Consider the following 12,573-nt stretch of genomic DNA (forward strand, 5'->3'; position numbering starts at 1 on the left):
TGAGGTCCTAGGCCATGCAGGTAAAACGCTTCTTCGCCGCCGATATGCGTCAGGCCATGAAACTGGTCCGTGACGAGCTGGGCCCGGATGCCTCGATCATCGGCAACCGCCGTGTCGCCGGCGGCGTGGAGCTGACCGCCGCGCTGGATTACCAGGCACCGGTGGCCGCCAGCAAGCCGAACCCGGCGCTGGAAGCCGAGCTGCGCAAGACCCAGGCGAAGATCGCCCAGGCCAAGGCGGACCTGTCGGCCCCGGCCCGCGCAACCGATGGCGTGCGCAAGGACCGTCAAATGTACGGCACCGAAGCGCCGCGCCGCAGTGCTGCCGAGACCCTGGCCGAAGCCATGGCCGCGCCGGCCGCCCCGACGCCGGCTGCCGCCGGCCAGCAGGCGCTGGAAGCCATGCGCTTCGAGCTCAACGGCCTGCGTGAACTGATTGAAGTGCAACTGGGCTCCATCGCCTGGAACCAGCTGCAGAACCAGCGCCCGAAGCAGGCCAACCTGTGGCGTCGCCTGCAGCGCATGGGCCTGCCGGCCGACCTGTCGCGCAGCCTGCTGGAGCGCGTAGCCTCCATCGCCGATCCGAAGCAGGCCTGGCGCATGCTGCTGGCGCACCTGGCGCGCTCGATCAACACCCCGGAAACCGACCTGCTGGAGCAGGGCGGCGTGATCGCCCTGGTCGGCCCGGCCGGCATGGGCAAGACCACCACCCTGGCCAAGCTGGCTGCCCGCTACGTACTCAAGTACGGCGCGCAGAGCATTGCCCTGGTGTCCATGGACAGCTTCCGCATCGGCGCCCAGGAGCAGATCAAGACCCTGGGCCGTATCCTCAATGTGCCGGTGACCCTGGTCGATCCTGGCCAGTCGCTGATCCAGGCCATGGCGCCGCTGGCGCGCAAGCGTCTGGTGCTGATCGATACCGCCGGCCTGCCGGCCAACGATCCGGCGCTGCGCATGCAGCTCGAAGCGCTGTCGTCGCTGAGCCTGAACGTGAAGAATTACCTCGTGCTGGCCGCGACCAGCCAGAGCCAGGTGCTCAAGTCCGCCTGGCAGAACTATCGTTCCTGTGGGCTGGCCGGGTGCATCCTGACCAAGCTGGACGAAGCGGGAAGCCTCGGCGAAGCTCTGGCTCTGGCTATCAGCCAGCATCTCCCGGTAGCCTATCTGGCTGACGGGCCGAAGATCCCGGATGACCTGCATGTGGCACGCGCGCACCAACTGGTCAGCCGTGCGGTGAGCCTGCAGTCGCCGGAAGAGCCCAGCGAGGACGCCATGGCCGACATGTTCGCCGGCCTTTACCAGCAGCCGGTGCGTCGCGCCAGCTGAGGATTGTGAGCCCCGGGTGGGGCGTGGGGCGGCCGGTTGGGCCGCCCAAGCGATGCGGATGCTCTGCAAGATGATCCGCGAGCACCGGAAGCGGTGGAGCACCGCAGCCGGATTAGCCGGAACGCCAGAAGCGTGACGGTCGAACGACGAGACAAGGTATTGATATGGGCATGCATCCCGTTCAGGTAATCGCAGTCACCGGTGGCAAGGGTGGCGTGGGCAAGACCAACGTGTCGGTGAATCTGTCGCTGGCGCTGGCCGATCTTGGTCGCCGCGTCATGCTGCTGGACGCCGACCTTGGCCTGGCCAACGTCGACGTGCTGCTGGGCCTGTCGCCCAAGCGCACGCTGGCCGACGTGATCGAAGGCGAATGCGACCTGCGCGACGTGATCCTCCAGGGGCCCGGCGGCATCCGCATCGTCCCGGCGGCCTCGGGCACCCAGAGCATGGTGCACCTCACGCCGATGCAGCATGCCGGCCTGATCCAGGCTTTCAGCGACATCAGCGACAACATCGACGTGCTGGTGGTGGACACCGCCGCCGGCATCGGCGACTCGGTGGTGAGCTTCGTTCGCGCGGCCCAGGAAGTGCTGCTGGTCGTCTGCGATGAACCCACGTCCATCACCGATGCCTATGCTTTGATCAAGCTGCTCAACCGCGACTACGGCATGACCCGTTTCCGCGTGCTGGCGAACATGGCGCACAGCCCCCAGGAGGGCCGCAACCTGTTCGCCAAGCTGACCAAGGTCACCGACCGTTTCCTCGACGTGGCGCTGCAGTACGTCGGCGCCATCCCCTACGACGAGTCGGTGCGCAAGGCGGTGCAGAAGCAGCGTTCGGTGTATGAGGCGTTCCCGCGCAGCAAGGCTTCCCTGGCCTTCCGGGCGGTGGCGCAGAAGGTCGACAGCTGGCCGCTGCCGGCCAACCCACGAGGGCACCTGGAGTTCTTCGTCGAGCGCCTGGTGCAACATCCCACGGGTTCGGCCGTATGACCGCGGCCTCCGGAGCGCGTATGTACAGCAAGGCACAGGCGCACAACTCCCAGGAACTGCTGATCCAGAAACACGCACCACTGGTGAAGCGCATCGCCTACCACCTGCTGGGCCGCCTGCCGGCCAGCGTGCAGGTGGAAGACCTGATGCAGGCCGGGATGATCGGCCTGCTGGAGGCAGCGAAGAAGTACGACGCGGGCAAGGGCGCGAGCTTCGAGACCTACGCCGGCATCCGTATCCGTGGCGCCATGCTCGACGAGGTGCGCAAGGGCGATTGGGCGCCCCGTTCGGTGCACCGCAACACCCGTATGGTCAGCGACGCCATCCGCGCCGTCGAGGCGCGCACCGGACGCGACGCTAAAGATCAGGAGGTTGCTGCCGAACTCAATATGAGCCTCGAAGATTATTACGGCATCCTCAGCGACACCCAGGGCAGCCGGCTGTACAGCTTCGATGACATGTTGCAGGACGGTGAACAGGGCGGTGGCCTTGCCGAAGACGCATCCCACCACGACAACGAGCCGTCCCACGGCCTGGAAGACGAACGCTTCCAGGCGGCGCTGGCCGACGCCATCACCAAGCTGCCCGAGCGCGAGCGGCTGGTGCTGGCGCTGTACTACGACGAGGAACTCAACCTCAAGGAGATCGGCGAAGTACTGGGCGTCAGCGAGTCCCGCGTCAGCCAGTTGCACAGCCAGTGCGCCGCGCGCCTGCGCTCGCGACTGGCGGAGTGGCGCGCGCGCTGAGCATCGGGTAGTTTCGCGGCTGCTTGTTCTGAGCGGAAAGCCTGAAAGGAATTTCCTTAGGCAAGTTATAGGCTTACGAATTTTTGGGTGACGTTCCTTTGACGCATCCACCCCAAAGAGCGCACGGCGCTCAATGAATTGACGGCACGCCCGCCAGGGCGCGTTTGGTATCGATGGAGGCAGGTTTGGACAAGAACATGAAAATTCTCATCGTGGACGACTTTTCCACGATGAGGCGCATCATCAAGAACCTCCTGCGAGACCTGGGGTTCACCAACACCGCAGAAGCCGACGACGGCACCACTGCGCTGCCGATGCTGCACAGCGGCAACTTCGATTTCCTCGTGACCGACTGGAACATGCCCGGCATGACCGGCATCGACCTGCTTCGTGCGGTCCGCGCCGACGAGCGCCTCAAGCACCTGCCGGTGCTGATGGTCACCGCCGAAGCCAAGCGCGACCAGATCATCGAAGCGGCCCAGGCCGGGGTCAACGGCTATGTGGTCAAGCCTTTCACCGCTCAGGTGCTGAAAGAAAAGATCGAGAAGATTTTCGAGCGGGTCGGCAGCTAAGGCCGGCATAGAGGGCGTCATGGATTTCAACGAATCCGCGGGTGACTTCGAGTCGACCCTGAAAAAACACGCGCGCGAATTGGTCGACTGCCTCGAACGCGGCGACGTTCAGACCGCCGTGCAACTGATCTCCGAGCTTAACCAGGCGCGCGACCGAGGCCTCTACCAGGAGGTCGGCAAGCTCACCCGCGAGCTGCACAACGCCATCGTCAACTTCCAGATCGATCCCAACTCCCGGCACGCCGAGGAGATGTCGCAGATCGCCGACGCGACCGACCGCCTGTCCTACGTGGTGACGATGACCGAGAAAGCGGCCAATCGCACCATGGACCTGGTGGAGGAGTGCACTCCGGTGGTCATGCACATCGAGACCCAGGCCAAGGAGCTGCAGGAAGACTGGTCGCGCTTCATGCGCCGCGAGCTGGGCGCCGACGCCTTCCGCGACCTGGCCAAGCGCGTCGAGCAGTTCCTCTACATCAGCGCCCAGGACAGCCGCAAGCTCTCCGCCCACCTGAACGACATCCTGCTGGCGCAGGACTTCCAGGACCTCACCGGGCAGGTGATCAAGCGCGTCACCAAGCTGGTGACCGAGGTCGAGTCGAACCTGGTCAAGCTGGTCTGGATGGCGGGTCAGGTCGATCGCTACGCCGGTATCGAGCATGACCACGACGGCATGCGCGACGCGGTGGAAAAAGAAAGATCGTCCAAGGGTGAAGGTCCGCAGATTGCTGCCGATACAAGAAAGGACGTCGTGTCCGGTCAGGACGATGTCGACGACCTGTTGTCCAGCCTTGGTTTTTAAGCGTCGCCTGACGCTGTAGAGGGAGCACCGAATGAGCTTCGACGCCGATGACGAAATCCTCCAGGACTTCCTGGTGGAGGCCGGCGAGATTCTCGAGCTACTGTCCGAGCAACTGGTCGAGCTGGAAAGCCGCCCGGAAGACATGGACCTGCTCAATGCCATCTTCCGTGGGTTCCACACCGTCAAGGGTGGTGCCGGCTTCCTCCAGCTGAACGCGCTGGTGGAGTGCTGCCACATCGCCGAAAACGTGTTCGACATGCTGCGCAAGGGCGAACGCCGCGTGGATGCCGAGCTGATGGACGTGATGCTGCAGGCGCTGGATACCGTCAACGTCATGTTCCAGCAGGTGCGTGACGCGCAGGAGCCGACTCCGGCGACGCCCGAGCTGCTCGCTGCCCTGTCGCGCCTGGCCGATCCGAACGCCGCCCCGGCCGAAGCTCCTGCTCCGGCCGTGGCCGAGCCAGTGGCGGAAGAAGCTCCAGCCGCTTACGGCGACATCACCGACGCCGAGTTCGAGCAACTGATGGATGCCCTCGAGCCCACCGCTGATGCGCCTGCCGCACCGGTTGGCGCGGGTGGCGACGACATCACCGACGACGAATTCGAAGCACTCCTCGACCAGTTGCACGGCAAGGGCCAGTTCAGTGCCGGCGCCAAGGAAGCCGCCAAGTCCGCCCCGGCTCCGCTGGCCGAGGCTCCGGCCGCCAGTGGCGGTGACGAGATCAGCGACGATGAGTTCGAAGCGCTGCTCGACCAGTTGCACGGCAAAGGCCAGTTCACCGGCGCGAAGGAAGAAGCCGCCGCTCCCGTCGAGGCTGCTGCCGCGGCCAGGGCCGAGGAAGCTCCGGCGGCCTCCGGCGACGACAACATCACCGACGACGAATTCGAGAAGCTGCTCGACGAGCTGCACGGCAAGGGCCAGTTCACCGGCGCGAAGGAAGAGCCGGTTGCGGCCGCCAAGCCGGCTGCCCAGCCTGCTGCGCCGGCGCCCAAGCCCGCCGCCGCGCCCGCACCGGCTGCTGCCGCCAAGCCTGCCGCGGCCAAGCCCAGCACGGCCGCCGCCGCAGAGAAGCCGGCCAACGAAGCGGAAACCACCGTGCGCGTGGACACCGCCCGCCTGGACGAGATCATGAACATGGTCGGCGAACTGGTGCTGGTGCGTAACCGCCTGGTGCGCCTGGGCCTGAACAGCGGCGACGAGGCGATGGCCAAGGCCGTCTCCAACCTCGACGTGGTCACCGCCGACCTGCAGTCGTCGGTCATGAAGACCCGCATGCAGCCGATCAAAAAGGTCTTCGGCCGCTTCCCGCGGCAGGTCCGCGACCTGGCGCGCAACCTGAAGAAAGAGATCAACCTCGAGCTGATCGGCGAAGAAACCGACCTGGACAAGAACCTGGTCGAAGCCCTGGCCGACCCGCTGGTGCACCTGGTGCGCAACGCGGTCGACCACGGCATCGAAGGCCCGGACGAGCGCGAAGCCGCCGGCAAGTCGCGCTCGGGCAAGGTGGTGCTGTCCGCCGAGCAGGAAGGCGACCACATCCTGCTGTCGATCTCCGACGACGGCAAAGGCATGGACCCGGACGTGCTGCGCGCCAAGGCGGTGGAGAAGGGCCTGCTGGACAAGGACGCGGCCGATCGCCTGTCCGAGTCCGACTGCTACAACCTGATCTTCGCGCCGGGCTTCTCGACCAAGACCGAGATTTCCGACGTCTCCGGCCGCGGTGTCGGCATGGACGTGGTGAAGACCAAGATTTCCCAGCTCAACGGGATCATCAACATCTACTCGACCAAGGGCCAGGGCTCGAAGATCGTCATCAAGGTCCCGCTGACCCTGGCGATCATGCCGACCCTGATGGTGATGCTGGGCAACCAGGCCTTCGCCTTCCCGCTGGTCAACGTCAACGAGATCTTCCACCTCGACCTGTCGAACACCAACGTGGTCGACGGCCAGGAAGTGGTGATCGTCCGCGACAAGGCCCTGCCGTTGTTCTACCTCAAGCGCTGGCTGGTGCCGGGCGCGCAGCATGACGAGCCGGGCGAGGGCCACGTGGTGATCCTCTCCGTGGGCACCCAGCGCATCGGCTTCGTGGTCGACCAACTGGTGGGCCAGGAAGAGGTGGTGATCAAGCCGCTGGGCAAGATGCTGCAAGGCACGCCGGGCATGGCCGGAGCGACCATCACCGGGGACGGGCGCATCGCGCTGATCCTCGACGTGCCGAGCATGCTCAAGCGCTACGCCCGTCGTATCTGACCGCCGTGCGCGGGCCGCGAGGCCCGCGCCCGTGATGGAAGAAGTTTTTTTCAGGAGTGTCTATGGCTGTCAAAGTCCTGGTGGTGGACGATTCGGGGTTCTTCCGCCGCCGCGTCTCGGAGATTCTTTCGGCTGATCCGCAGATCCAGGTGGTCGGCACGGCGACCAACGGCCGCGAGGCGATCGATCAGGCGCTGGCGCTCAAGCCCGACGTGATCACCATGGACTACGAGATGCCGCTGATGGATGGCATCACCGCCGTACGGACCATCATGCAGCGCTGCCCGACGCCGGTCCTGATGTTCTCCTCGCTGACCCACGAGGGTGCGCGGGTGACCCTGGATGCGCTGGACGCCGGCGCCGTCGATTACCTGCCGAAGAACTTCGAGGACATCTCGCGCAACCCGGACAAGGTCCGCCAGTTGCTGTGCGAGAAGGTCCACACCATCGCCAAGAGCAATCGCCGCTTTGCCGCGTACTCGTCCTATTCCTCCAGCACGCCGACTTCAGCAGCACCGGCGGCCAGCAGCGCCGCGCGCCATGCCGCTCCCGCTTCCTCGGGCAGCAGCCATGCGCCAGCGACTCCGGCGCCGACGACTTCCGTCGCCCCAAAGCGTAAGCCCTACCGGCTGGTAGCCATCGGTACGTCCACCGGTGGGCCGGTGGCGCTGCAGCGGGTCCTGACCCAGCTGCCTGCCAACTTCCCCGCGCCGCTGGTGCTGATCCAGCACATGCCGGCGGCCTTCACCAAGGCCTTCGCCGAGCGCCTGGACAAGCTGTGCAAGATCACCGTCAAGGAAGCCGAGGATGGCGACATACTGCGTCCCGGCGTGGCGTTGCTGGCTCCCGGCGGCAAGCAGATGATGGTCGACGCTCGCGGCGCTATCCGCATTCTCCCCGGCGACGAGCGCCTGAACTACAAGCCCTGTGTCGACGTGACCTTCGGTTCCGCGTCCAAGGCCTATGGCGACAAGGTGTTGGCGGTGGTTCTCACCGGCATGGGCGCCGACGGCCGCGAAGGTGCGCGCATGCTCAAGCAGGGCGGCGCCCAGGTCTGGGCGCAGGATGAGGCCAGCTGCGTGATCTACGGCATGCCCATGGCGATCGCCAAGGCCGGCCTGGCCGATGCGGTGTACAGCCTGGACGACATCGGTCGCCACCTGACCGAGGCCTGCGGCTGATGGATGTCCTCAGCCTGGTCGGCCTGATCCTCGCGCTGGTTGCCATCATCGGTGGCAACTTCCTCGAGGGCGGGCACGTCGGTGCCCTGGCCAACGGCCCGGCGGCGCTGATCGTGGTCGGCGGCACCCTGGCCGCCGCGCTGCTGCAGACCCCGGTGGCAGTGCTCAAGCGGGCGCTGACCATGCTGCGCTGGATGGTCCTGCCGCCCAAGGTGGACCTGGTCGGCGGCATCAACCAGGTGGTCGGCTGGAGCATGACGGCGCGCAAGGAAGGCCTGCTGGGCCTGGAAACCGTCGCCGACGCCGAGCGTGACCCCTATGCGCGCAAGGGCTTGCAACTGCTGGTGGACGGCACCGAGCCCGAGGCCATCCGCAGCATCCTCGAAGTCGACCTGTACAACCAGGAAAGCCGCGACCTCGCGGCGGCCAAAGTATTTGAAGCCATGGGCGGCTATTCGCCGACCATCGGCATCATTGGCGCGGTGATGGGCCTGATCCACGTGATGGGCAACCTCGCCGACCCCAGCCAGTTGGGCAACGGCATTGCCGTGGCCTTCGTCGCCACCATCTATGGCGTCGGCCTGGCCAACCTCCTGCTGCTGCCCATCGGCAACAAGCTCAAGAGCATCGTGCTGCGCCAGTCGTGTTACCGCGAAATGTTGATGGAGGGCCTGCTGTCCATCGCCGAAGGCGAGAACCCGCGCTCCATCGAGCTGAAGCTGCAAGGCTTCGTCGGCTGAGGGGGAGGGACAAAGTGGCCTGCTTGACCGATTCGCCAAGCCATCTTCGGCGCCAGAGTCTCCCATACTGCGTTGGCGCTCCTCGCCATAGAGTAACTATGGCTCGTCTCGCCGCCCTGTCTGGAAGCCCCTGGCATCCAACGCTGATCTCGTCAATCGATCGCGCAGGCCACTGACATGCCTCGCCGCAGACGCCACGAGGAACACGAGAATCACGAACGCTGGCTGGTGTCCTACGCGGACTTCATCACCCTGCTGTTCGCCTTCTTCGTGGTGATGTACTCGATCTCCTCGATCAACGAAGGCAAGTACAAGATCCTCTCGGAAACCCTGACCGGTGTGTTCAACCAGCCGGATCGTTCGATCCGCCCGATTCCTGTCGGCGAGGAGCGCCCGCGGACCCAGCAGCCGGACCAGTCGATCACCGAGCCGCAGGACGAGGGGCAGGCCCAGGGCAGCCCCGATACCCTGCAGCAGATCAGCGACAGCGTGCGCCAGGCGTTCGGCGACCTGATCTCCAGCGAACAGCTGTCGGTGCGCGGCAACGAGTTCTGGATCGAGATCACCCTCAATTCCAGCCTGCTGTTCCCCAGCGGCGACGCGATCCCCAATGACGCTGCCTTCGCCATCATCGAGAAGGTCGCCAGGATTCTGGCGCCTTACCGCAATCCGGTGCATGTCGAAGGCTTCACCGACAACGTGCCGATCCATAATTCGCAGTACCCGACCAACTGGGAGTTGTCCGCGGCCCGTGCCGCCAGCATCGTCCGCATGCTCGCCCAGGACGGCCTCGACGCCGGTCGGCTGGCAGCGGTGGGCTATGGCGAATTCCAGCCAGTGGCGGACAATGCCACGGCGGATGGTCGCGCACGCAACCGCCGGGTGGTGCTGGTGATCTCCCGCAACCTGGAGGTGCGCCGCAGCATCAGCGGTGTCGGTAGCGGCAAGGCACAGCCCGATCCGGCCTTGCGGCATGCTGGCACGCAACCTGCACCAGTGCTTGCCAGTGAGGCGCCCGCCAGTGGTGCCGTCAATTCTTCGTCATCGGCCACAGGGCAATGAGAACCATGACTACGATCCTGAGCCGATGCTGTGCCACCGGGGAGCGCGCACTATGAAAGTCTGGGCGGTAGCCAACCAGAAAGGTGGCGTCGGCAAGACCACTTCCTCCATCGCCTTGGCGGGCCTGCTGGCGGATGCCGGCAAGCGCGTGCTGATCGTCGACCTGGACCCCCACGGCTCGATGACCAGCTATTTCGGCCATGACCCGGACAGCCTGGAGCACAGCGTTTTCGACCTGTTCCTGCACCAGGGCAACGTGCCCGAGGGACTGCCCGAGTCACTGCTGCTGCCCACCAGCCACGAGAACATCCGTCTGCTGCCATCGAGCACCGCGCTGGCCACCCTGGAGCGCCAATCGCCGGGGCAGAACGGCCTGGGCCTGGTGATCGCCAAGAGCCTGGCGCAACTGTGGAACGAATTCGACTACGCGATCATCGACAGCCCGCCGCTGCTGGGTGTGCTGATGGTCAACGCCATGGCGGCCAGCCAGCACCTGGTGATCCCGGTGCAGACCGAGTTCCTCGCCCTCAAGGGCCTGGAGCGCATGGTCAACACCCTGAAGATGGTCAACCGCTCGCGCAAGCAGGCGCTGCCGTTCACCATCGTGCCGACCCTGTTCGACCGCCGTACCCAGGCGTCCCTGGGCACCCTGCGGGTATTGCGCGATACCTACCCGGACACGCTGTGGCAAGCCTTCATCCCGGTGGATACCAAGCTGCGCGACGCCAGCCGCCTGGGCATGGTGCCGTCGCGCAACGACAGCAACAGCCGGGGCGTGATCGCCTACCGTGCGTTGCTCAAGCATCTGCTGGCCCATGTGCCGGCGAGCCAGGTAGCCTGAGCATGGCTGGCACCCACAGAAGAATCCGACGGATGCGTTCAAGTCCTGCGCATCCGCTGCCGATAGGCTGGACAGTTACCTTGCGCGGTTATCCATCATGAGTCGTTCCGCTACCGCCACTCGCCCCCAGCTCGCGCTGCAGTCCTACCTGGACGCGCTGCTGCAGGAGGCCACTTTCGAAGACTTCGCCGTGGAGCCGCTGGCGCAGCCCGTTGCCGCACCCGTTGCACCGGTTCCGGTCGCCGCGGTGGCATTGGTGGTCAGCGAGCCGGTGGAGCCACTCACCGCCGAACCTCAGGCAGCGGTGATGCAGGCGCCGGAAACCAGCGTCAGCCTCGACGAATTCGAAGCGGCCGTGCTCGAAGAGCAGGTTCGTGATGCGCGCCTGAGCGGCGTCGCCCGAGCGCCAGTTGCTGAACCCAGGGTCATCGAGGCTCGGCTGCCCGAACCGGTCGCCCCGGTCATCGAGGCGCCGATCGCCGACGAGCCGCCTGCGCAGATCGGCCAGGTCATCGACCTGCACCAGCCCGGCAGTGCCGAGATGCCCGCTGCGCCGCTGAAGCTGCTCGACGATGGTCGTCCGGTATGGGCTGCCGAGCCGTTCGAGTGCCTGCTGTTCGACGTCGCCGGCCTGACCCTGGCAGTGCCGCTGGTCTGCCTGGGCTCGATCTATCCGCTGGCGGGGCACGACCTGACCCCGCTGTTCGGCCAGCCGGACTGGTTCCTTGGCATCCTGCCGGGGCAGAACGGCAACCTCAAGGTGCTCGACACCGCGCGCTGGGTGATGCCCGAGCGCTACCGCGACGACTACCGCGAGGGGCTGCAGTACGTGATTTCCGTGCAGGGCTACGAGTGGGGGCTGGCCGTGCACCAGGTCAGCCGCTCGGTTCGCCTCGACCCGTCCGAGGTGAAGTGGCGCAGCCAGCGCCAGCAGCGCCCGTGGCTGGCCGGCACGGTGATCGACCAGATGTGCGCGCTGCTGGATGTCTCGGCCCTGGCCGAACTGATCGCCAGCGGCGCGGCCAAGCACCTGAAGCCCTGAGGCCGGGCGCTACCTTATTGAAAGACAACCATCGCGCCGCAGGCGGCGCGGTACCAGAAGAGGCGAGGGGATATGAAGAAAACGTCAGCGCAAGGTGCCGAAGATCCGATTCTGCAGTGGGTCACCTTCCGCCTGGACAACGAGACCTACGGCATCAACGTGATGCAGGTCCAGGAAGTGCTGCGCTACACCGAGATCGCGCCGGTCCCCGGTGCCCCGAGCTACGTGCTGGGCATCATCAACCTGCGCGGCAACGTGGTCACCGTGATCGACACCCGCCAGCGTTTCGGCCTGGACCCGGCGCCGGTCTCGGACAACACCCGCATCGTCATCATCGAGGCCGACAAGCAGGTCGTGGGCATCCTGGTCGACAGCGTTGCCGAGGTCGTCTACCTGCGCCAGTCCGAGATCGAGACCGCGCCGAACGTCGGTAACGAGGAATCGGCCAAGTTCATCCAGGGCGTCTGCAACAAGAACGGTGAGCTGCTGATCCTGGTCGAGCTGGACAAGATGATGACCGAGGAAGAGTGGTCGGAGCTGGAGAGCATCTGAGGTGCTGATCGCCCTGGTGGTACTCGGTATCGTCTGCGCCGGTTTGGCGCTGGCCTGCGTCTGGCTGTCCGGCCGGCAGCGCGACCAGCAGGCGCAGGCTGCCGAACTGGCCAAGCAGCTGGCAGTGTTCGAGCAGCGCCTGAAAGAGCAGGGCAAGCGCATCGAGTCGTACCAGCAGATCAATATCCGCATGGGCGAAGAGCTGCGCGAGCTGGCCAAACAGGTCGCGCCGCTGCCGGAGCGCCTGGTGCGCATCGAGCAGCGCGACCCCACCAGCCTGTCCTTCAGCCAGGCCGCGCGCCTGGTCGGCATGGGCGCCAGCCCCGAAGACCTGACCCAGAGCTGCGGCCTGTCCCAGGCCGAGGCCGAGCTGGTCGCCCGCCTGCATCAGGGCAAGGTGCGCGACTGAGTGCCGGGCATCTAGCCCGAAAATGAATCAGGCCCCGGAAGTGGGGCCTGGTGATTGT

General features: G+C 65.8%; 13 protein-coding genes. All 13 read left to right on the forward strand.

Features of this window, described 5'->3' with window-relative positions; all coding sequences use genetic code 11:
* The first annotated feature begins 14 nt into the window (after window positions 1-14).
* The 13 genes from flhF to GJV37_RS04085 all read left to right on the forward strand — a co-directional run bounded on the left by flhF (window position 15) and on the right by GJV37_RS04085 (window position 12,515).
* The gene (gene flhF / locus GJV37_RS04025; protein ID WP_054907290.1) at window positions 15-1,325 is read left to right on the forward strand and encodes a flagellar biosynthesis GTPase FlhF; all 1,311 of its coding nucleotides are present in this window, start codon (window positions 15-17) and stop codon (window positions 1,323-1,325) included.
* 164 nt (window positions 1,326-1,489) lie between these two features.
* The gene (gene fleN / locus GJV37_RS04030) at window positions 1,490-2,317 is read left to right on the forward strand and encodes a flagellar synthesis regulator FleN (RefSeq protein WP_017520297.1); all 828 of its coding nucleotides are present in this window, start codon (window positions 1,490-1,492) and stop codon (window positions 2,315-2,317) included.
* A complete protein-coding gene (fliA, locus tag GJV37_RS04035; protein WP_024764971.1) occupies window positions 2,314-3,063 on the forward strand; it encodes an RNA polymerase sigma factor FliA in 750 nt (249 codons plus the stop codon). Before fleN ends, fliA begins: the two co-directional genes overlap by 4 nt.
* A 197-nt stretch (window positions 3,064-3,260) precedes the next feature.
* Window positions 3,261-3,635 (forward strand): chemotaxis response regulator CheY, encoded by a 375-nt coding sequence (locus GJV37_RS04040; RefSeq protein WP_085988857.1) that lies wholly within the window; start codon window positions 3,261-3,263, stop codon window positions 3,633-3,635.
* Window positions 3,636-3,654: 19 nt separating this feature from the next.
* A complete protein-coding gene (locus GJV37_RS04045; RefSeq protein ID WP_024764972.1) occupies window positions 3,655-4,437 on the forward strand; it encodes a protein phosphatase CheZ in 783 nt (260 codons plus the stop codon).
* Between the two features lie 31 nt (window positions 4,438-4,468).
* Window positions 4,469-6,688, forward strand: a complete 2,220-nt coding sequence (locus tag GJV37_RS04050) for a chemotaxis protein CheA (protein ID WP_038803629.1) — start codon at window positions 4,469-4,471, stop codon at window positions 6,686-6,688.
* Window positions 6,689-6,750: 62 nt separating this feature from the next.
* Complete coding sequence (locus GJV37_RS04055) at window positions 6,751-7,869, forward strand: protein-glutamate methylesterase/protein-glutamine glutaminase (RefSeq protein ID WP_170858319.1); 1,119 nt, start codon at window positions 6,751-6,753, stop codon at window positions 7,867-7,869.
* Window positions 7,869-8,609, forward strand: a complete 741-nt coding sequence (locus GJV37_RS04060) for a flagellar motor protein (protein WP_024765933.1) — start codon at window positions 7,869-7,871, stop codon at window positions 8,607-8,609. Before GJV37_RS04055 ends, GJV37_RS04060 begins: the two co-directional genes overlap by 1 nt.
* A gap of 177 nt (window positions 8,610-8,786) precedes the next feature.
* Window positions 8,787-9,671 carry a flagellar motor protein MotD gene (motD, locus tag GJV37_RS04065; RefSeq protein ID WP_024765934.1) on the forward strand — a complete coding sequence of 295 codons (885 nt, stop codon included), beginning with the start codon at window positions 8,787-8,789 and terminating at the stop codon, window positions 9,669-9,671.
* 52 nt (window positions 9,672-9,723) lie between these two features.
* Entirely contained in the window at window positions 9,724-10,512 is a 789-nt protein-coding gene (locus GJV37_RS04070; protein ID WP_024765935.1) for a ParA family protein, read from the forward strand.
* Between the two features lie 97 nt (window positions 10,513-10,609).
* Window positions 10,610-11,554 (forward strand): CheW domain-containing protein, encoded by a 945-nt coding sequence (locus GJV37_RS04075; protein ID WP_170858320.1) that lies wholly within the window; start codon window positions 10,610-10,612, stop codon window positions 11,552-11,554.
* A gap of 72 nt (window positions 11,555-11,626) precedes the next feature.
* Window positions 11,627-12,106, forward strand: coding sequence for a chemotaxis protein CheW (locus GJV37_RS04080; protein ID WP_015476565.1), 480 nt, complete (start codon window positions 11,627-11,629; stop codon window positions 12,104-12,106).
* Between the two features lies 1 nt (window position 12,107).
* Window positions 12,108-12,515, forward strand: coding sequence for a DUF2802 domain-containing protein (locus GJV37_RS04085; protein WP_170858321.1), 408 nt, complete (start codon window positions 12,108-12,110; stop codon window positions 12,513-12,515).
* Window positions 12,516-12,573: the final 58 nt, after the last annotated feature.

This window comes from Pseudomonas nitroreducens (genome assembly GCF_010994165.1).
Lineage (GTDB): Bacteria > Pseudomonadota > Gammaproteobacteria > Pseudomonadales > Pseudomonadaceae > Pseudomonas > Pseudomonas nitroreducens.

Coding starts and splice junctions, on each gene's coding strand:
- flhF (WP_054907290.1), top strand. CDS start 15: ATGCAGGTAAAACGCTTCTTCGCCGCCGATATGCGTCAGGCCATGAAA.
- fleN (WP_017520297.1), top strand. CDS start 1,490: ATGGGCATGCATCCCGTTCAGGTAATCGCAGTCACCGGTGGCAAGGGT.
- GJV37_RS04045 (WP_024764972.1), top strand. CDS start 3,655: ATGGATTTCAACGAATCCGCGGGTGACTTCGAGTCGACCCTGAAAAAA.
- GJV37_RS04070 (WP_024765935.1), top strand. CDS start 9,724: ATGAAAGTCTGGGCGGTAGCCAACCAGAAAGGTGGCGTCGGCAAGACC.
- motD (WP_024765934.1), top strand. CDS start 8,787: ATGCCTCGCCGCAGACGCCACGAGGAACACGAGAATCACGAACGCTGG.
- GJV37_RS04080 (WP_015476565.1), top strand. CDS start 11,627: ATGAAGAAAACGTCAGCGCAAGGTGCCGAAGATCCGATTCTGCAGTGG.
- GJV37_RS04055 (WP_170858319.1), top strand. CDS start 6,751: ATGGCTGTCAAAGTCCTGGTGGTGGACGATTCGGGGTTCTTCCGCCGC.
- GJV37_RS04075 (WP_170858320.1), top strand. CDS start 10,610: ATGAGTCGTTCCGCTACCGCCACTCGCCCCCAGCTCGCGCTGCAGTCC.
- fliA (WP_024764971.1), top strand. CDS start 2,314: ATGACCGCGGCCTCCGGAGCGCGTATGTACAGCAAGGCACAGGCGCAC.
- GJV37_RS04060 (WP_024765933.1), top strand. CDS start 7,869: ATGGATGTCCTCAGCCTGGTCGGCCTGATCCTCGCGCTGGTTGCCATC.
- GJV37_RS04040 (WP_085988857.1), top strand. CDS start 3,261: ATGAAAATTCTCATCGTGGACGACTTTTCCACGATGAGGCGCATCATC.
- GJV37_RS04050 (WP_038803629.1), top strand. CDS start 4,469: ATGAGCTTCGACGCCGATGACGAAATCCTCCAGGACTTCCTGGTGGAG.